This window comes from Nonomuraea sp. NPDC050786 (genome assembly GCF_040654115.1).
Classification (GTDB): Bacteria; Actinomycetota; Actinomycetes; order Streptosporangiales; family Streptosporangiaceae; genus Nonomuraea.
The window spans coordinates 149847-171191 of the sequence record NZ_JBFAHJ010000006.1; the positions used below are offsets into that span (position 1 = coordinate 149847).

The following is a 21345-nucleotide window of genomic DNA, read 5'->3' on the forward strand; positions in this document are numbered from 1 at the left end:
CTTATTAGGCTGCGCTCGTTTATTTGGCCCGAATGCTGAAGGAGTCGACGGATGGCCGCCACGATGGTAGAGCGAGACCCGGTGAACGCCGCCGAGCACGGTCAGTGGCTTCCCGGGCTGATCGCCGCCCAGGCCCGGCGCGCGCCCGGCGCGCCCGCGGTCCGGTGCGGGGACGACGAGCTGACCTACGCCGAGCTCGACCGCCGGGCCGCCCTGCTGGCCGGCCGCCTGGCTGCTCAGGGTGCCGGCCCCGAGCAGGTGGTCGCCGTCGCCCTGCCCCGGTCGGCGGAGCTGGTCGTGGCGCTGCTGGCCGTGCTCAAGGCCGGCGCGGCGTACCTGCCGATCGACCTCGACTACCCGGGCGAGCGGATCGCGCTCATGCTCTCCGGCGCGCGGCCGGTCTGCCTGCTGACCGACGCCGCCACGTCCGCCGCCCTGCCGGAGACCGGCGTACGGCGGATGCTGCTCGACGCCGGCGAAGACGGCGGGACGGCCGCGGAGCTGCCGGACCGGATCCACGGCGCGCACCCCGCCTACGTCCTCTACACCTCCGGCTCCACCGGCACCCCGAAGGGCGTGGTCGTCGAGCACCGGGCGCTCACCGACTACCTGCTCTGGTCGCTGCGCACCTACCCCGGCCTGCGCGGCGAGTCGCTCTGGCACTCCTCCGTCTCCTTCGACATGACCGTCACCTCCCTGTGGGCGGCGCTGGCGGCCGGCGGCTGCGTGCGCGTGGCCGCCCTGGACGACGACCGGGCGGGCGGGCCGGAGGAGGGCGGCTGCACCTTCCTCAAGGCCACGCCCAGCCACCTGCCCCTGCTGGAGGTGCTGCCCGAGCGCTTCTCCCCGACCCGCGAGCTGATGTTCGGCGGCGAGGCGCTGCGCGGAGAGGCGCTGCGCTCGTGGCGCGAGCGGCACCCCGGCGTCACGGTGCTCAACGTGTACGGCCCCACCGAGGCGACCGTCAACGTGGCCGAGTACCGCATCGAGCCCGGGAGCGAGGTGCCCGACGGCGTCCTGCCCCTGGGGCTGCCCATGGACAACACCCGCATCCAGGTCCTGGACGAGGCCCTGCGCCCGCTGCCGCCCGGCGAGGTCGGCGAGCTGTACATCTCCGGGTCGGGCCTGGCGAGGGGATACCTCGGCCGGACCGGGCTGACCGCCGAGCGTTTCGTGCCCGACCCGTCCGGCGCGCCGGGCGAGCGCATGTACCGCACCGGTGACCTGGGACGCCGCCGCCCCGACGGGGTGCTGGAGTTCGCCGGGCGCGCCGACGGCCAGGTGAAGATCCGCGGGCACCGGGTCGAGCTCGGCGAGATCGAGGCCGTGCTCGGCGCCTACCCCGAGGTGGGGCAGGTCGCGGCCGTCGTACGGGAGGACCGGCCCGGCGACCAGCGCGTCGTCGCCTACGTGACGCCCGGCACGGTGGACGTGGCCGGGCTGCTGGCCCACGCCGGGCGGCGGCTGCCCGCGTACATGACGCCCTCGGCCGTGGTGGGACTCGACGCCCTGCCGCTGACCGCGCACGGCAAGCTGGACCGGCGGGCCCTGCCCGCGCCCCCGACCCAGTCGGCCGCCGGCGCCGCGCCCCGTACCCCGCTGGAGGAGACGCTCTGCCGCCTGTTCGCGGAGGTCCTCGGCCTGCCCGAGGCCGGGCGGGACGCCCACTTCTTCGAGCTCGGCGGGCACTCCGTGCTGGCCACCCGCCTCGTCGGCCGCGTCAGGGCCGAACTGGCCGTCGAGCTGCCCCTCCGGGCCCTGTTCGAGTCCCCGACCCCTGCGGCCCTCGCCACCCGCTGCGTCCCGTCGGAGGCCCCGACACAGGGCGCGGCACCGCGATTCACCGTCATGCCGAGACCGGAGCGGGTGCCGCTGTCGGCCGGGCAGCGCGGCCTGTGGTTCCTGCACCACCTCGAAGGGCCGTCCGCGACCTACAACCTGCCGCTCGCCCTGCGCCTGCGCGGCTCCCTCGACGTGACCGCGCTGAGCCGCGCCGTCGCCGACCTGGCCGCCCGCCACGAGCCGCTGCGCACCATCTATCCCGGCCTCGGCGGCGAGCCCTGCCAGCGCCCGCTCGACCCGGACGAGGCCGCCCTGGAGCTGCGCGTCGTGGACGCCGATCCGGCCGGCCTGCCCGCCGCCCTGGACGCCGAGGCCGCCGCGCCCTTCTCCTTCACCACCGAGCCGCCCTTCCGCGCCACGCTCTACCGCCTCGCGCCCGAGGACCACGTGCTGCTGCTGGTCACCCACCACATCGCCAGCGACGGCATGTCGGAGCAGCCGATGGTGGACGACCTGGCCGCCGCCTACGCCTACCGCGTCGGCGCGGGCCCGGAACCGGCGCCGCCGGCCCTGCAGCACATCGACCACACGCTCTGGCAGCGCGAACTGCTCGGCAACCCCGCCGACCCCGGCAGCCGGGCCGCGGCGCAGGTGGCGTTCTGGCGCGAGACCCTCTCCGGCGCCCCCGCCCTGCTCGACCTGCCGCTCGACCGCCCGCGCCCCGCCGTGCGCGCCGGCCGCGCCGGACGGGTCGCCTTCCGCCTGGACGAGGAGCTCCACCACCGCCTGGTGCGCCTGGCCAGGGAGTCGGGCTCCACCGTGTTCATGGTGGTGCACGCCGCGCTGGCCGCGCTGCTCACGAGGCTCGGCGCGGGCACCGACATCCCCATCGGCACCGCCACGGCCGGACGCGGCGAGGCGGCGCTGGACGGGCTCGTCGGCAAGTTCCTCAACACCCTGGCCCTGCGCGCCGACACCTCGGGCGACCCGACGTTCGCCGACCTCGTGGCCCGGGTGACCGACGGCGACCTGGCCGCCCAGGCGCACGCCGAGGTGCCGTACGAGAACGTCGTCGAGGCCGTCAACCCGGCCCGCTCGCTGACGTACCACCCGGTCTTCCAGGTCATGCTGACCTTCGAGAGCACCCTGCGCGTCCCCGGCCTGGCGCCCGGGCTGGCGGCGAGCGTGCAGCCGGGCGTGCACACCGGCGCGGCCAAGGTGGACCTCAGCTTCTTCGTCAGGGAGCCGGAGCGGTGGGGCGCGTCCGGCGAGGTGGAGTGCGCGCTCGAGTACGCCGCGGACGTGTTCGACCCGGGCACCGCCGAGGACCTGGCCGCCCGCCTCGTCCGCCTGCTCGGCCAGGCGGTGCGCGAGCCCCGCCGCCGGATCGGCGAGCTCGACCTGCTGGCGCCCGGCGAGCGGGAGCGGCTGACCGGCGACGAGAACCCGCGTCCCGTGCCCGAGGCGACGCTGACCGAGCTGTTCGAGCGGCAGGCCCGCCGTACCCCGGACGCGCCCGCCGTGGAGTGCGACGGCGAGGTGCTGGACTACGCCGCGCTCGACGCGAGAGCCACCCGCCTGGCCGGGGTCCTGGCCGCACGCGGTGTGGGACCGGAGCGGTTCGTCGCCGTCGCGCTGCCGAAGTCGGCCGGGCTGGTCGTGGCACTGCTCGCGATCATGAAGGCGGGCGGCGCCTACCTGCCCGTCGATCCCGGCCTGCCCGCCGAACGCATCCGCTTCATGCTCGAGGACGTCGCCCCGGTCCTGACCCTGGCCGAGCCCGGCGACCTCGCCCGCCTGGAGGCCGGGGGCGTCACCGTCCCGGGAGCCGTGGACCTCGCGACCCTGGAGGCGGAGGCAATCACCCGACCGGCCGCCGGACCCGGCGCTGAGCCGGTCGTCGAGGCCGACGTCCTCTCCCGCGAACGGGTCCCCGGGCCCGGCAACGCGGCCTTCGTGATCTACACCTCCGGCTCCACCGGCCGCCCCAAGGGCGTCGTGGTCGAGCACCGCTCGCTCAACGTCTACCTGGCCTGGGCCAGGCACGCGTACGGCGACCTGGCCGGGCGCGCTCTGGTGCACTCGCCGGTCTCGTTCGACCTGACCGTCACCGGCCTGTTCGGGCCGCTGACCTGCGGCGGCTGCGTGCACCTGGCCGACCTGGACGGCGCCGCCCCGGCGCTCGCGGCGCCGCCCGACTTCGTCAAGGCCACCCCCAGCCACCTGCCCCTGCTGGCCACCCTGCCCGACACGTGCTCGCCCACCGGCCAGCTCGTGCTCGGCGGAGAGTCCCTCATGGGCGAGGCGCTGGACGAGTGGCGCCGCAGCCACCCCACCGCGACCGTGATCAACGAGTACGGCCCCACGGAGACCACGGTCGGCTGCACCGAGTTCCGCGTCGAGCCCGGCGACCAGGTGCCCGGCGGCGTGCTCACCATCGGCCGCCCCGTCTGGAACACCCGGATCTACATCCTGGACGCCGCGCTGCGCCCGGTGCCGCCGGGCGTGGTCGGCGAGCTGTACATCGCGGGCGACCTCGTGACCCGCGGCTACCACCGCCGCCCGGGGCTGACCGCGGGCCGGTTCGTGGCCGACCCCTTCCGCACGGGCGAGCGCATGTACCGCTCCGGGGACCTGGCCCGCCGGCGCGCCGACGGAATGCTGGAGTTCGCCGGCCGCGTGGACCACCAGGTGAAGGTCCGCGGGTTCCGCATCGAGCTGGGCGAGATCGAGTCCGTGCTGCGCGAGCACCCGGCCGTGGGCGACGCCGCGGTGATCGTACGCGAGGACCGCCCCGGCGACCAGCGCATCGTCGCCTATGTGACCCCCGCCGACGCCGACACCGGCGGCGTGCTCGACCACGCGAGCCGCGCGCTGCCCGGCTACATGACGCCCTCCGCCGTCGTGGCGCTCGACGTGCTGCCGCTCACCCCCAACGGCAAGCTGGACCGGGCGGCCCTGCCCGCGGCGGGACCGGCCGCCTCCGCCGAGGGCTCGCGCCCGCGCACGCCGGAGGAGGAGATCGTCTGCGGCGTCTTCGCCGAGCTGCTCGGCCTGGTCAGCGTGGGCCGCGACGCCAACTTCTTCGAGCTCGGCGGCCACTCCCTGCTGGCCACCCGGCTCGTGGCGCGGCTGCGCTCGGTCTTCGGCGTCGAGGTGGGCGTGCGCGAGGCGTTCGAGTCGCCCACCCCGGCCGAGCTGGCCGAGCGCGTGGACCGGGCCGGGCTCGGCCGCTCCAAGCCGGTGCCCGAGAACCGCCCGGAACGCATCCCGCTCTCCTACGCCCAGCGCGGCGTCTGGTTCATCAACCGGCTCGACGAGGACAACCCGCAGTACAACATCCCCTCCGTGCTGCGGCTGACCGGCCTGGTGAACAAGGACGCGCTGCGCGCCGCCGTCAACGACGTCGTGGCCAGGCACGAGATGCTGCGCACGGTCATCAGGAGCGAGGACGGCGAGCCGTACCAGGTGGTGCTGGCCGAGGCCGCGGTCGAGACGACGTTCGCCGACGTCGAGCCCGACCGGCTGAAGGAGACGCTCACCGCGTTCGGCCACCGCGCCTTCCGCCTGGCCGACGAGATCCCCATCCGCGCCGGCCTGTTCTCCACCGGCCCGGAAGAGCACGTCCTGCACCTCGTCATCCACCACGTGGCCTGCGACGGCTGGTCGTGGGCGGCGCTGCTGCGCGACCTGGCCGAGGCCTACACCGCCCGCTGCGCCGGCGCGGCGCCCGCCTGGCGGCCCCTGCCCGTCCAGTACGCCGACTACACGCTCTGGCAGAACCGCATGCTCGGCGCCGAGTCCGACGCGGACAGCCCGCTGGCCCGGCAGCTCGCCTACTGGCGCGACCGCCTGGCGGGCATGCCCGAGCTGATCGAGCTGCCCCTCGACCGGCCGCGCCCGGCCATCGCGAGCAACCGCGGCGACATGGTCACCCTGAACCTCGACGCCGCCGCGCACCAGGAGCTCACCGCCGCCGCGCGGGAGGCGGGCGTCACCGTCTTCATGATGGCCCACGCCGCCTTCGCCGCCCTGCTGACCAGGCTCGGTGCGGGCACGGACCTGCCCATCGGCACCGGCCTGGCCGGGCGCAGCCACGAGGCGCTCGACGACCTCGTCGGCTTCTTCGTCAACACGATGGTGCTGCGTACCGACACCTCTGGCGACCCCACCTGGCGCGAGCTGCTCGACCGGGTGCGCGAGGTGGACCTGTCCGCCTACGCCAACCAGAACATCCCCTTCGAGCGGCTGGTCGACGTCGTCAACCCGGCCCGCTCCCTCGCCTACCACCCGCTCTTCCAGGTCAGCATCGTGCTGCAGAACTACGAGGGCGCCCAGGCCCGCATGCCGGGCCTGACCGTCAGCCCGCCGGAGGTGGAGCTGGAGGCGGCCAAGTTCGACCTGATGTTCTTCCTGGAGGAGGCGTACGGCGCGGGCCGCGAGCCCGCCGGCCTGCGGGTCAACCTCAAGTACGCCACCGACATCTTCGACCGGGCCACGGCCGAGCGGGTCGCCGAGTGGTTCTGCCGGTTGCTGCGCTCCGCCACGGCCGACGCCGACCAGCGGCTGGGCGCGGTGGAGCTGCTGTCGGGCGACGAGCGGGACCGGCTCCTGGACGGCTGGGGCGACGGCGGCTCGGTCGGGGCGCCGGTGACGCTGCCCGAGCTGTTCGAGGCCCGGGTGCTGGAGTGCCCGGACGCGGTGGCGGTCGTGGACGGGGCGATCTCGTGGACGTACCGGGAGGTGGACGAGCGGGCCAACCGGCTGGCGCGGCTGCTGATCGACCGGTACGGCGCCGGCCCCGAGTCCGTCGTCGCCGTCGCCCTACCCCGGTCGGCCGACCTGGTCGTGGCGCTGCTCGGCATCGTCAAGTCGGGGGCGGCGTACCTGCCGATCGACCCCGACTACCCGGCCGAGCGCGTCGCCCTCATGCTGGAGGACGCCACGCCGCTGCTGGTGATCGGCGACCTCGACGCGCCCGTGCCGAAACTCGACGCCGCCGGCCTCGACGGCCTGGCCGGCGGGGGCCTGACCGACGCCGAGCGGCGCGCGCCGCTGACGCCGGACTCGCCCGCGTACGTGATCTACACCTCCGGCTCCACCGGCCGCCCCAAGGGCGTCGTCGTCACCCACCGGGGGCTCGCCGCCACCGTCGCCTCCATGAGCGAGCGCCTGGGCACCGGCCCCGACTCCCGCGTGCTGCAACTGGCCTCGCCCAGCTTCGACGTGTCGGTCATGGAGCTGCTCATGGCCCTGACCTTCGGCGGCGCGCTCGTCATCGCGCCCCCCGAGGTGCGCGGCGGCGACGACCTGGCCGCGCTGCTCGCCGGGCGGAGGATCACCCACGCGGTCATCCCGTCGGCCACGCTGGCCAGCGTCCCGGCCACGCCGCTGCCCGACCTCGCCACCCTGCTCGTCGGCGGCGACGTCGTCGGCCCCGAGCTGGTCGAGCGCTGGGGCGACGGCCGCCGCATGCTCAACGGGTACGGCCCCACCGAGGCCACCATCTGGGCCACGGCCAGCCAGGCGGCTCTCGTCCCCGGCGAGAACCCGCCCATCGGCACCCCGCTGCGCGGCGCTCGCGTGTACGTCCTGGACGCCGGCCTCCAGCCGGTGCCGCCCGGCGTGGCCGGCGAGCTGTACGTCGCGGGCGACGGACTGGCCCGCGGCTACCTGGGCCGCCCCGCGCTCACCTCCGAACGGTTCGTGGCCGACCCCTTCCACGCGGGCGAGCGCATGTACCGCACCGGCGACCTGGCCCGCTGGCGGCCCGACGGCTCACTCGACTTCGCCGGCCGCGTCGACCACCAGGTCAAGATCCGCGGCTTCCGCATCGAGCTGGGCGAGATCGAGGCCGTGCTGGCCCGCCACCCCGACGTGGAGCGGGCGGCCGTCATCGTGCGCGAGGACCGGCCGGGCGACAAGCGCATCGTCGCCTACCTGGTGACCGCCAAGGCTCCCGAGTCCGGGCCGCTCCGCGCCCACGTGGCCGTCCACCTGCCCGAGTACATGGTGCCCGCGGCGTTCGTCGTCCTCGACGAGCTGCCCATGACGGCCAACGGCAAGCTCGACAGGAAGCTGCTGCCCGCTCCCGAGTTCGCCACCCGCTCGGGCGGTCGCAGCCCGCGCACCGCCCGCGAGGAGATCATGTGCGGGCTGTTCGCCGAGATCCTCGGCGTGCCCCACGTCGGCATCGACGACAACTTCTTCGAGCTCGGCGGCCACTCCCTGCTCGCCACCCGCCTGGTCGGCCGCATCCGCTCGACCCTCGGCGCCGAGGTCCGCGTCCGCGACCTCTTCCGCGCACCTACGGTGGCCGCGCTCGCCGACCGGCTCCAGGCCGCCGACGACGACCGGCCCGCGCTGGTGGCCGGGCCCAGGCCGGAGCGGATCCCGCTCTCCACCGCCCAGCAGCGGCTGTGGTTCCTGCACCGGCTCGAAGGGCCGAGCCCCACCTTCAACGTGCCGCTGGCGCTGCACCTGTCCGGCGCGCTGGATGTCGAGGCGCTGCGCCAGGCGCTGGGCGACCTGGTGGACCGGCACGAGTCGCTGCGCACGGTCTACCCCGACGACGGCGGGCGGCCGTACCAGCTCATCCACCCGGCGGGCAGCGTGCGCCTGGTGCTGGACGTCGTGTCCGGCGGGTCGATGAACGAGGCGCTGACGTACACGTTCGACCTGGCCGGGGAGCCGCCCATCAGGGCGACCCTGTTCACCCGGCCCGAGCCCGGCGAGCACTGCCTGCTCCTGCTGCTGCACCACATCGCCACGGACGGCATCTCGATGAGCACGCTCAGCCGCGACCTGTCGGCCGCCTACACCGCCCGCCTCAGCGGCGGCGCGCCGGACTGGGAGCCGCTCCCCGTCCAGTACGCCGACTACACGCTCTGGCAGGCGCGGGTCCTGGGGAGCGACGAGGACCCGGACAGCGTCCTGTCCCGCCAGCGGGACTACTGGAAGAAGCAGCTCGCCGGCGCCCCCGAGCCGCTCGAGCTGCCCGCCGACCGGCCGCGCCCCGCCCGCCGCGGCGGCCTGGCCGAACGGGTGAGCTTCTCCGTGGACGCCGGGCTGCACTGGGACCTCATCGACCTGGCCAGGCGGAGCAACGCCACGCTCTTCATGGTCATGCACGCCGCGCTCGCCGGGCTGCTCACCAGGCTCGGCTCCGGCGCGGACATCCCGATCGGCACGGGTGTGGCCGGGCGCGCCGAGCCCGCGCTCGACCAGGTGGTCGGCTTCTTCATCAACATGGTCGTGCTGCGCGCCGACACCTCCGGCGACCCCACCTTCCGCGAGCTGCTCGACCGCGTACGCGAGACCGACCTGGCCGCCTACGCCAACTCCGACGTCCCGTTCGACCGGGTCGTGGACGCCGTCAACCCCGCCAGGTCGATGAGCCACGCCCCGCTGTACCAGGTCACGCTGACCGTGGACCGGGACGTCATCGACGGCAACCTGCGCCTGCCCGGCCTGTCCGTACGCACCGACAGCCCCGACCCGGGCTCGGCCAAGTTCGACCTCTGGGTGGGCCTGACGGAGGCCTACGCCCCCGACGGCACGCCCGTCGGCATGGAGGGCGTCGTCAAGTTCGCCACCGACATCTTCGACCGGTCCACGGCCGAGCGGGTCGCCGAGTGGTTCTGCCGGTTGCTGCGCTCCGTCGCGGCCGACGCCGACCAGCGGCTGGGCGCGGTGGAGCTGCTGTCGGCCGCCGAGCGCCGCCGGCTCCTCGACCAGTGGGGTGACGGCGGCTCGGCCGGGTCGCCGGTGACGCTGCCCGAGCTGTTCGAGGCCCGGGTGCTGGAGTCCCCGGACGCGGTGGCCGTGGTGGACGGGGCGGCCTCGTGGACGTACCGGGAGGTGGACGAGCGGGCCAACCGGCTGGCGCGCCTGCTGATCGACCGGTACGGCGCCGGCCCGGAGTCCCTGGTCGCCGCCGCCATGCCGCGCTCGGCCCAGGCTGTGGTCGCCATGCTCGGCATCGTCAAGTCGGGGGCGGCGTACCTGCCGATCGACCCCGACTACCCGGCCGAGCGCGTCAACCTCATCCTGCGCGAGAGCGACCCCTTGGTCACCGTGACCGCCGAGCTCCTCGACGGCCTCGGCTCCTACCCGGCGCACGGCCTCACCGACGCCGAGCGGACCGCGCCGCTGACGCCGGACTCGCCCGCGTACGTGATCTACACCTCCGGCTCGACCGGCCGTCCCAAGGGCGTCGTGGTGACCCACCGGGGGATCGCGGCGAGCGCCGCCTCGCAGCGCGACCGGCTCCGCACCGGGCAGGGCTGCCGCGTGCTGCAGTTCGCGCCGCTCAGCACGGACACGTCCGTGTTCGAGATGCTCTACGCCTTCGGCGCGGGAGCCGCCCTCGTCGTGGTGCCGCCCGGCGTGCGCGGCGGCGACGAGCTGGCCGAGCTGCTGGCCGGAGAGCGCATCACCCACGCCGTCCTGCCGCCCGCGGCCCTGGCCAGCCTGCCCGTCGTACCGCTGCCCGACCTCGCCACCCTGCTCGTCGGCACCGACGTGCTCGGCGCCGAACTGGTCGAGCGCTGGGGCGAGGGCCGCCTGATGCTCAACGGCTACGGCCCCACGGAGGCCACCATGTGGGCCTCGGCCAGCGACCCGCTGATCGCGGGGGAGAAGCCGCCCATCGGCTCGCCCCTCTACGGTCACCGCTTCTACGTCCTGGACGCGGGGTTGCGTCCGGTGGCGCCGGGTGTGGTGGGGGAGCTGTACGTGGCCGGTGACGGGGTGGCCCGTGGGTATCTGGGCCGTCCGTCGTTGACGGCGGAGCGGTTCGTGGCCTGTCCGTGGTCGCCGGGGGAGCGGATGTATCGCACCGGGGACGCGGTGCGGTGGCGTGGCGACGGCCGGTTGGACTTCGTGGGCCGGGTGGACGAGCAGGTGAAGGTGCGGGGCTTCCGTATCGAGCTGGGCGAGATCGAGGCCGTGCTCACCCGCCACCCCGCCGTGGAGCAGGCGGTCGTGGTGGTCCGGGAGGACCGGCCGGGCGACAAGCGGATCGTGGCCTACGTGGTGGGTCGCGGGACGGACGGGTTGCGGGAGCATGTGGCGGCGTATCTGCCCGCCTATATGGTGCCGTCGGCGTTCGTGGCGCTGGAGGCGTTGCCGTTGTCGCCGAACCGGAAGGTGGATCGGCGGGCGCTGCCCGCCCCGGTCTACGCCGTGGAAGCCGGCCGGGCGGCGCGGGGGCCTCGGGAGGAGATCGTGTGCGGCCTGTTCGCCGAGGTGCTCGGCCTGGAACGGGTCGGCGTGGAGGACAACTTCTTCGAGCTGGGCGGCCACTCGCTGCTGGCCACCCAGCTGGTCAGCCGCCTGCGCACCGTGCTCGGCGCCGAGGTCCCGCTGCGTGAGCTGTTCGACCACCCGACCGTCGCCGCCCTGGCCGCCCGGCTCGACGGCGCAGCCGAGGCGCGCGTGCCCGTGACCGCCAGGCCGCGGCCCGAGCGCGTCCCCCTGTCCACCGCCCAGCAGCGGCTGTGGTTCCTGCACCGGCTGGACGGGCCCAGCCCCACCTACAACATCCCGCTGCCCATCCGCCTGTCCGGTGACCTCGACCGCGAGGCGCTCCAGGCCGCCATCGACGACCTGGCGGACCGGCACGAGGTGCTGCGCACGGTCTTCCGCGAGAGCGACGGGCACGCGTACCAGCACGTCCTGCCCGCCGCGCACATCCCCGTCGAGCTGGTCACGACCACCGAGGAGGCGCTGCCGGGGCTGCTGTCCGAGGCGATCGCCGTCCCGTTCGACCTGGTCGAGGAGGCGCCCGTGCGCTGCCGCCTCTACTCCACCGGGCCGGACGAGCACGTGCTGCTGCTGCTCGTGCACCACATCGCCGGCGACGGCATGTCGATGATGCCGCTCTCGGCCGACTTCGCCACCGCGTACGCGGCCCGCCGCGAGGGCCGGGCGCCCGGCTGGCAGCCCCTGCCCGTCCAGTACGCCGACTACACGCTCTGGCAGGCCGAGAACGCCGTCGGCGAGGACCAGGTGGCGTACTGGCGCGACGCCCTGACCGGCGCGCCCGAGCTGCTCGAGCTGCCGGTGGACCGGCCGCGGCCGTCGGTCGCCACGCACCGGGGCACCACCGTGCCCGTGGACATCCCGGCCGAGGTGCACCGCCGCCTCGCCGCGCTGGCCCGCGAACGCGGCGCCACCGTGTTCATGGTGCTGCAGGCCGCGATCGCCGCGCTGCTGGCCAGGCTCGGCGCCGGGACCGACATCCCGCTCGGCACCGTCGTCGCCGGACGCCACGACGCCGCGCTCGACCAGCTCGTCGGCTTCTTCGTCAACTCGCTGGTGCTGCGTACCGACGTCTCCGGCGACCCCGCCTTCCACGAGCTGATCGACCGGGTGCGGGAGACCGACCTGGCCGCCTACGCGCACGCCGAGGCCCCCTTCGAGCGCGTCGTCGAGGCCGTCAACCCCGCCCGCTCGATGAGCCACACCCCGCTCTTCCAGGTCATGTTCAGCCTGATGAGCGACGGTCACCCCACGCTCGACCTGCCGGGCCTGCGTGCCTCGTTCGAGCCCGTCCAGGGCGGCGTCGCCAAGTACGACCTGGCCTTCGGGCTGCGCGAGAACCACGGAGGCGACGGCCTGCCCGCCGGGATCGCCGGCTCGCTGGAGTACGCCACCGACCTGTTCGACCGGGACACGGCCGTCTCGCTCACCGAGCGGCTCACCCGCCTGCTGACCGCCCTGTCGGCCGACCCCGGTCTGCGGCCCGGCCAGGTGGACCTGCTGTCGGAGGACGAGCACCGCCTGCTGGACGCGGGCAACGACACCCCCGCGCCCATCCCCGGCCAGGCGTTCCAGGAGCTCTTCGAAGCCCAGGCCGCGCGCACCCCGGACGCCGCCGCCGTGGTGGACGCCACCGCGTCCCTGACGTACCGGGAGCTGAACGAGCGGGCCAACCGGCTGGCCCACCTGCTGCTCGAACGGCACGGCAGCGGCCGCTTCTTCGCCGTTGGGCTGCCGCCGGGCAACGACGTCGTCGTCGCCCTCCTGGCCATCTTCAAGGCCGGCGGCGTGTACGTGCCCTTCGACCCCGCCCACCCGGCCGACCGCGTACGCGGCACGCTGCACAGCGCCCGCCCGGCCGTGCTCATCGGCTCGGGCGAGCCCGCGGACATCCCCGGCGTGGACACCCCGTGGCTGCTCCTCGACGCCCCGGACGTGGCCGCCGACCTCGCCGCCCGGCCCCACGGCAACCCGCCGCCGGACGCCGCGCCCGACCGGCTCATGTACGTCATCTACACCTCCGGCTCGACCGGCCGCCCCAAGGGCGCCATGGTGCACCAGCGCGGCATGATCAACCACCTGCTCGCCAAGGTCGAGGAGCTGGGCATCGGTGAGCGCGACGCGGTGATCTTCAACGCGCCGCTCACGTTCGACGTGTCGGTCTGGCAGATGCTCTCGGCGCTGCTGACCGGCGGCCGCACCCACATCGTCACCAAGGACGTCGCGAGAGACCCGCTCGAGCTGTTCGCCGAGGTCGAACTGCACGGGCTGACCGTCCTCGAGGTCGTGCCCTCCTTCATGCGGGCCGGACTCGACGCCTACGACGCGGGCCTGCCGGCGCCGTCCATGCCGACGCTGCGCTGGTTCATCGTCAACGGCGAGGTGCTCTCCCCGGAGATCTGCAAGCGCTGGTATGCCCGCTTCCCGCAGGCCGGCCTGATCAACGCCTACGGCCTGACCGAGTGCTCCGACGACAACACCCACGCCTTCATCGGGCACGACATCGACGCCCAGGTCGAGCACGGCAGGCTGCCCGTCGGCCGGCCGCTGCGCAACAACCGGCTGCACATCCTCGACGCCGGGCTCCTCCCGGTGCCGCCCGGCCTGCCCGGTGACCTCTACATCGCCGGCACCGGCGTCGGCCTCGGCTACCTCGGCGACCCGGGGCGCACCGCCGAGCGCTACCTCCCCGACCCGTTCGCTCCCGAGCCCGGCGCGCGCATGTACCGCACCGGCGACCTGGTACGGCTGCGCGCCGACGGCCAGCTCGACTTCCTGACGCGCGTGGACCACCAGGTCAAGATCCGCGGCAACCGCATCGAGCTGGGCGAGGTCGAGGCCGTCCTGCGCGCCGTGCCCGGCGTGAGCGACGCCGTCGTCATCGCCGACGAGCCGGACGGCGGGCCCAAGCGCCTCGTCGGGTACGCCGTCACCCGGCTCTCCCCGGACGCCCTGCGGGAGCACCTGGAGGCGGCGGTGCCGGACTACATGGTCCCGGCGGCGCTCGTACCGCTCGACGACCTGCCGCTCACCCCGAACGGCAAGATCGACAGGAAGGCGCTGCCCGATCCCTCCTACGCGGGCGTGAGCGGCGGGCGCGAGCCGAGCACCGAGCGGGAGCGGATCTTCCGCGACCTGTTCGCCGAGGTGATCGGCGTGGCGGACGTCCCCGTGGACGCCGGGTTCTTCCAGCTCGGCGGCGACAGCATCATGTCGCTCCAGCTCGTCTCGCGGGCCCGGCGGGCGGGACTGGCCATCACCGCGCGTGATGTGTTCCAGCAGCAGACCGTGGAGGCGCTGGCCGCCGTCGCCCAGGAGACCGCGTCCGGGCCCGCGCCCGTGAGCGCCGGGACCGGCGGGTTCCCGGCCACGCCGATCATGCACTGGCTGCGGGAGCTGGGCGAGCCCTACGACGGGTTCAACCAGTCGATGGCGCTCGCCGTGCCGCCAGGGCTGGGGGAGCACCTCGTACCGGCCGTGCAGGCGCTGCTCGACCACCACGACGTCCTGCGGGCCCGGCTCGACCCGGACACCTGGGCGCTCGAGGCACGGCCCGCCGGGTCGGTCGCGGCGGCCGGGATCGTCCGCCGGGTCGACGCCGCCGGGCTGAGCGGCGACGCGCTGGCCGAGACCGTCGCCCGCGAGGGCGAGGCGGCCAGGTCGGAGCTGTCGCCCCGCGACGGCGCGATGGTGCGGGCCGTCTGGTTCGACGCGGGGGAGCGGCCCGGCGTGCTGCTGCTGGTGCTGCACCACCTCGTCGTGGACGGCGTCTCCTGGCGCATCCTCGTCCCCGACCTGCGCGCCACCTGGGAGGCCCTGGCCGGCGGCGGCACGCCGGACCTGGACCCGGTGCCCACCTCGTTCCGTGCCTGGGCGCACACCCTGGCCGCGCTCGCCCGCGAACCCCGGCCCGACCGCGCCGTGTGGGAGGCGCTGCCCGCGGACGGGCCGCCACTCGGCGCCCGCCCGCTCGACCCGGCCAGGGACACCGCCGCCACGGCCCGCGACGTGACCGTGACGCTGCCCGCCGCGGTCACCGAGCCGCTGCTGACCCGGGTGCCCGCCGTCTTCCACGCCTCCGTCAACGACGTGCTCCTGACCGGCCTGGCCATCGCGGTCGCCCGGCGCGCGAACCTGGGCGGCCTGCTGGTGGACGTCGAGGCGCACGGCCGCGAGGAGCTGGCGGACGGGCTCGACCTGTCGCGCACGGTCGGCTGGTTCACCAGCATGTACCCGGTCAGCCTGGACGCGGGCCCCGTGAGCGACCAGGACCTCGCCGAGGGCGGCCCCGCCGTGGGCGCCGCCGTCAAGCGCATCAAGGAGTCCCTGCGGGAGATCCCCGACAACGGCGTCGGGTACGGCCTGTGGCGGTACCTCGGCGGCGAGCCGCGCGTGTCGCCGGTCCCGCAGATCGGCTTCAACTACCTCGGCCGGTTCGCCGGCGGCGACGGGACGGGGCACTGGACGCCCGCTCCCGGCATGCCGACGCCCGCCGCCCGCGACGCCGGGATGCCCGCCGCGCACGCCCTCGAGGTGATCGCCACCGCCGTGGACGGCGCCGAGGGGCCTGCCCTGTCCGTCACCTGGTCCTGGCCGGGCGAGCTGTTCACCGAGCGGGAGATCCGCGACCTGGCCGAGGGCTGGTTCGCGGCGCTGGGCGGCATCGTCAGGCACGCCGACCGGCCCGACGCGGGCGGCCACACGCCGTCCGACCTGTCGCTGGCCCTCAGCCAGGACGAGATCGATGAGCTGGAGAACGAGCTGATGGAGGAGGAGTGGGCGCGATGACCACGACGCCTGAGATGACCGCGCCGACCGCGACGCCCGCGACGACCGAGATGACCGCGCCGTCCGCGAGGGCCGCGACGACCGAGATGACGACGCCCGCCAGGCCCGCCAGGGCCGGCAGGTCGGCCTTCGAGGACGTGCTGCCGCTGGCGCCGATGCAGGAGGGGCTGCTCTTTCACGCGCTCGCCGACCCCGACGGCGTGGACGCCTACACCGTCACGATGGTCCTGCGGCTGGACGGCCGCCTGGACCCGGCGGTCCTGCGCTCGGCCGCCCGCGCCCTGCTGCGCCGCCACGCCGGGCTGCGGGCGGGCTTCCGCCAGCGCAAGAACGGCCAGTCCATGCAGGTCGTCCACCACGAGGTCGAGCTGCCCTGGAGCGAGATCGACCTGAGCCGGGCCGCGGAGGAGGGGCAGGAGCGGGAGTTCGAGGCGCTGTTCGAGGCCGAGCAGGCCCGCCGCTTCGACCTGGCCCGGCCGCCCGCCCTCCGGTTCACGCTGGTCAGGATGTCCGCCGAGCACCACCGGCTGATCGTGGCCAACCACCACATCCTGTACGACGGCTGGTCGCTGCCGATCCTGCTGCGCGAGCTGGTCGCGCTCTACCACTCGCGCGGCGACGCCTCCGTGCTGCCCCGCGTCACGCCGTTCCGCGACTACCTGGCCTGGCTGGGCCGGCAGGACGCCGCGGAGACCGAGCGGGAGTGGCGGCGCGCGCTCGACGGGCTGGCGCAGCCGACCCGGCTCTTCCCCGACGCCCCGGAGCGCATGCCCGAGCTGCCGGGACGGCTCATCCTCGACCTGCCGGACGCGGTGGCCACCGGCCTGGTGGAGGCCATGCGGGCCCGCGACATCACGGCGAACACCGTCGTCCAAGGCGTCTGGGGGCTGCTGCTCGGCGAGCTGACCGGCCGCGACGACGTGGTGTTCGGCGCGGTCGTCTCCGGCCGGCCGCCGGACCTGCCGGGGGTGGAGTCCATGGTCGGGATGTTCATGAACACCGTCCCGGTCCGCGTCCGGATCGACCGCTCCGAGCCGTACGCCGTCCTGCTGGCCCGGCTCCAGGACGAGCAGGCCGCGCTGCTGGCGCACCAGCACATGAGCCTGGGCGCCGTGCACCGCATGTGCGGGCTCGGCGAGCTGTTCGACACCGTCGTCACCGTGGAGAACTACCCCTCGGGCCCCGCCACCGGCGAGGACTCCGAGATCCGGGTGAGCGTCGGCGGGCGCGACTCCGCCCACTACCCGCTCCGGCTCATCGCGGGCCTGGCGGGCGGGCGGCTGCAGATGGAGCTGGAGTACCGTACGGACCTGCTGGACGAGGCCGCCGCCCGCGCGCTGGGCGGCTGGCTGTCCGAGGCGCTGACCCGCCTGGCGGCCTCGCCCGACCGTCCCGTGGACCTGCCGCCCTGCGCACTCCCCGCCCTCGCCAACGCGTCCGCCCCCTCGGAGGCCGTCCGCGTGCGGCGGACCGGGCCCGTGGCGGAGATCCTGTGCGGCCTGTTCGCCGAGGTGCTCGGCGTGCCGGACGTGCGTCCGGACGACGACTTCTTCGCGCTCGGCGGCCGGTCGCTGACCGCCGTCAAGCTGCTGAGCAGGGTCAGGGCCGTGTTCCGGGCGGGGCTGCCGGTGCGCGCCGTCTTCGACGCGCCGACCCCCGCCCTGCTGGCCCGGCGCGTCGAGGCCGCCGGAGAGGCCGGGCAGCCGCTCACGCCGATGCCGCGGCCGGAGCGCGTCCCCCTGTCGTGGGCCCAGCAGCGGCTCTGGTTCATGTTCCGGCTGGAGGGGCCGAGCGCCACGTACAACATCCCCGGCGCGCTGCGGCTGCGCGGCCCGCTCGACGCCGCCGCGCTGGGCCTGGCCCTGCGCGACGTGATGGACCGGCACGAGTCGCTGCGCACGGTCTTCCCCGACCGCGACGGCGTGCCCGAGCAGCGGGTGCTCGCACCCGGCGAGGTCCCCGTGCCGCTGGAGGTGCGCGACCTCGCCCCGGCGGAGCTGGACGCGGCGCTCACCGCCGCCTGCGGGCACGCCTTCGACCTGACGCGGGAGCCGCCCATCCGCGCCACCCTGTTCCGGCTGGGCCCGGAGGACCACTGCCTGCTCGTCCTGCTGCACCACATCGCCGGCGACGGCTGGTCGATGGGGCCGCTGGCCAGGGACCTGTCCACCGCGTACGCCGCCCGCCTGGGCGGCGGCGCGCCCGCCTGGGAGCCGCTGCCCGTCCAGTACGCCGACCACGCGCTCTGGCAGCAGCAGGCGGACCTCGGCCCCGACCTCGACCACTGGACGAAGACCCTGGCCGGCCTGCCGGAACGCCTGGAGCTGCCCACTGACCGGCCGCGCCCGGCCCGCGCCAGCCACCGCGGCGACCTGGTCCCCATCGACTGGGGCGAGGAGCTGCGCGACGGCGTCGCCCGCCTGGCCAGGCAGACCGGCACCACCGTGTTCATGGTGCTCCAGGCGGGCCTGGCCGCCCTGCTGAGCAGGCTCGGCGCGGGCACCGACCTGCCCATCGGCACCCCCGAGGCGGGCCGCGGCGACGAGGCGCTCGACGACCTCGTCGGGTTCTTCGTCAACACCCTGGTGCTGCGCACGGACACCTCCGGCGACCCCTCCGTACGCGACCTGCTCGGCCGCGTGCGCGAGACGGACCTGGCCGCGTACGCGCACGCCGCCGTGCCCTTCGAGCGGCTCGTCGAGATCGTCAACCCGCCGCGCTCGCTCGGCCACCACCCGCTCTTCCAGGTCATGCTCGCCATGCAGGACGCCGGGGACGACACGCTCGGCCTCGCCGGGCTGGAGGTCGTGCCCGAGCCCGTACGGGCGGGGGTGGCCAAGTTCGACCTGGCGTTCAGCGTGGACGCCGGGCTGCGGGGCGTCCTGGAGTACGCCACCGACCTGTTCGACCGGCGCACCGCCGAGGCGCTCGTGGAGCGGCTCGGCCGGCTCCTGTCCGCCGCGGTCGCCGACCCGGACGCACCCCTCAGCGCGCTTCCCGTGCTCCTTCCCGGGGAGGAGCGATGGGGCGACGGCGGGCCGGCCGCCGCGCCCGTGACCCTGCCGGAGCTGTTCGAGCGGCAGGTACGCCGCACTCCGGCCGAGCCCGCCCTGGCCCTCGGCGGCGAACGGCTGACCTACGACGAGCTCAACGCCCGGGCCAACCGGCTGGCCCACCAGCTCATCGACCAGGGCGTCGGCCCCGAGCGGATCGTCGCGCTGCAGCTGCCCCGCTCCGCCGGCCTGGTCGTGGCCGCGCTCGCCGTGCTCAAGGCGGGCGGCGCCTGCCTGCCCGTCGACCCCTCCTACCCGCCGGCCCGCATCGAGGCCATGCTCGCCGACGCCGCGCCCGACCTGGTGATCTCCGGGCCGGTGGCGGATCCCCGCTACCCCTCCCGCAACCCCACGAACGCGGACCGGGCCGCGCCGCTGACGCCGCGCTCGCCCGCGTACGTGATCTACACCTCCGGCTCGACCGGCCGTCCCAAGGGCGTCGTGGTCACCCACCACGGCTTCGCCGCCATGCGGGAGAACCAGTCCCGCGCCTACCCGGCCGGGCCCGGCGACCGGGTGCTCCAGTACGTCTCGCCCAGCTTCGACGTCTCGGTGGCCGAGCTGTGCCTGAGCCTGCTCACCGGGGCCTGTCTGGTCGGCCCCGGCGACGGCCTGACCGGCGGCGAACTGGCCGCCCTGATCGCCGCCGAACGGGTCACCCACGCGTTCCTGCCCCCGGCGGTGCTGGCCGGGCTGCCGGTGGACGATTCATCGCCCGGCACGGTCGTCACCGGCGGCGAGACGCCGTCCGCCGAGACGCTCACGCACTGGACCGCAGGCCGCCGCCTCATCAACGAGTACGGCCCCACCGAGGTCACCGTGGCCGCCGCCGTCAGCGCCCCGCTGTCGGCGGGCGAGCCGCCGTCGATCGGCCGCCCCGTTCCCGGCGCCCGCCTCCACGTCCTGGACGCGGGGTTGCGTCCGGTGGCGCCGGGTGTGGTGGGGGAGCTGTACGTGGCCGGTGACGGGGTGGCCCGTGGCTATCTGGGCCGTCCGTCGTTGACGGCGGAGCGGTTCGTGGCCTGTCCGTGGTCGCCGGGGGAGCGGATGTATCGCACCGGGGACGCGGTGCGGTGGCGTGGCGACGGCCGGTTGGACTTCGTGGGCCGGGTGGACGAGCAGGTGAAGGTGCGGGGCTTCCGTATCGAGCTGGGCGAGATCGAGGCCGTGCTCACCCGCCACCCCGCCGTGGAACAGGCAGCGGTGATCGTCCGGGAGGACCGTCCGGGCGACAAGCGGATCGTCGCCTACGTCGTGGGCTCCGGGACGGACGGGTTGCGGGAGCATGTGGCGGCGTATCTGCCCGCCTATATGGTGCCGTCGGCGTTCGTGGCGCTGGAGGCGTTGCCGTTGTCGCCGAATCGGAAGGTGGATCGGCGGGCGCTGCCCGCCCCGGTCTACACCGTGGAAGCCGGACGGGCGGCGCGGGGGCCTCGGGAGGAGATCGTGTGCGGCCTGTTCGCCGAGGTGCTCGGCCTGGAACGGGTCGGCGTGGAGGACAACTTCTTCGAGCTGGGCGGCCACTCGCTGCTGGCCACCCAGCTGGTCAGCCGCCTGCGCACCGTGCTCGGCGCCGACCTGCGGGTGGGCGACGTGTTCGAGCTGCCCACCCCGGCCCGGCTCGCCGGGCGGCTCGACGGCGGCTCGCGCGGCGCCTTCGAGGTCCTGCTGCCGCTGCGCGAGAGCGGCGGGCGGCCCCCGTTGTTCTGCGTGCACCCGCTGGCCGGCCTGAGCTGGCGGTACGCGGGCCTGCTCCGCCACCTCGCCCCCGACCGGCCGCTCTACGGCCTGCAGGCCCGCGGGCTCGCCGGCCGCGAGCCCCTTCCCGTCACCCTGGACGACCTCACCGCCGACTATGCCGCGCACATCCGCCGGGTCCAGCCCCACGGGCCGTACTACCTGCTGGGCTGGTCGCTGGGCGGCAACTTCGCCCAGGCCGTGGCCGCCCGGCTGCGCGCGGAGGGCGAGCAGGTGGGGCTGCTGGCCGTGCTCGACGCGTACCCGACGCCGCCGGACGAGAAGGACTACTCCGACCGTCACGTCCTGCTCCGCGACATGTGCGAGCACTACGCCGAGGCGTACGGCGCCGACCCGGTGGACACCTCCGCCATGACCACCGCCGAGCTGCGCGACCGGGTGGTCGAGTTGCTCGGCGGCAGCCAGGGCGAGCTGGGCAGGCTCGACCCCGAGGAGCGCGGCCACGCCCTGGAGGTCATGGTCAACAGCATCCGCATCACCTCCGGGCCGGCCCCGGTCTTCGACGGCGACATGCTGCTCGTCGCCTCGTCGAAGCCGTCCTCGCCGCCCGGCGCCTGGCAGCCGTACGTCACCGGAGCCGTCGAGGTTCGCGGCGTCGGCTGCGAGCACCACCGCATGCTGGAGCCCGAGCCGCTGGCCGAGATCGTGAAGATGATCGAGGAGCGGATGGCGTGAGGGCACATGGAACCGCCCGTGGCGA

The 21345-nt window shown here is 75.1% G+C and carries 2 protein-coding genes; both read left to right on the forward strand.

The window, feature by feature from the left end; genetic code table 11:
• Positions 1–51: 51 nt before the first annotated feature.
• Positions 52–15834, forward strand: a complete 15783-nt coding sequence (locus AB0H84_RS14610; protein WP_357603418.1) for a non-ribosomal peptide synthase/polyketide synthase — start codon at positions 52–54, stop codon at positions 15832–15834.
• Positions 15831–21320, forward strand: coding sequence for an amino acid adenylation domain-containing protein (locus AB0H84_RS14615; protein WP_357603420.1), 5490 nt, complete (start codon positions 15831–15833; stop codon positions 21318–21320). The genes AB0H84_RS14610 and AB0H84_RS14615 overlap by 4 nt, the downstream gene beginning before the upstream one ends.
• Positions 21321–21345: the final 25 nt, after the last annotated feature.

What these genes read in the sequence shown, in the direction of transcription:
- AB0H84_RS14610 (WP_357603418.1), top strand. Translation starts at nt 52, where the DNA reads ATGGCCGCCACGATGGTAGAGCGAGACCCGGTGAACGCCGCCGAGCAC.
- AB0H84_RS14615 (WP_357603420.1), top strand. Translation starts at nt 15,831, where the DNA reads ATGACCACGACGCCTGAGATGACCGCGCCGACCGCGACGCCCGCGACG.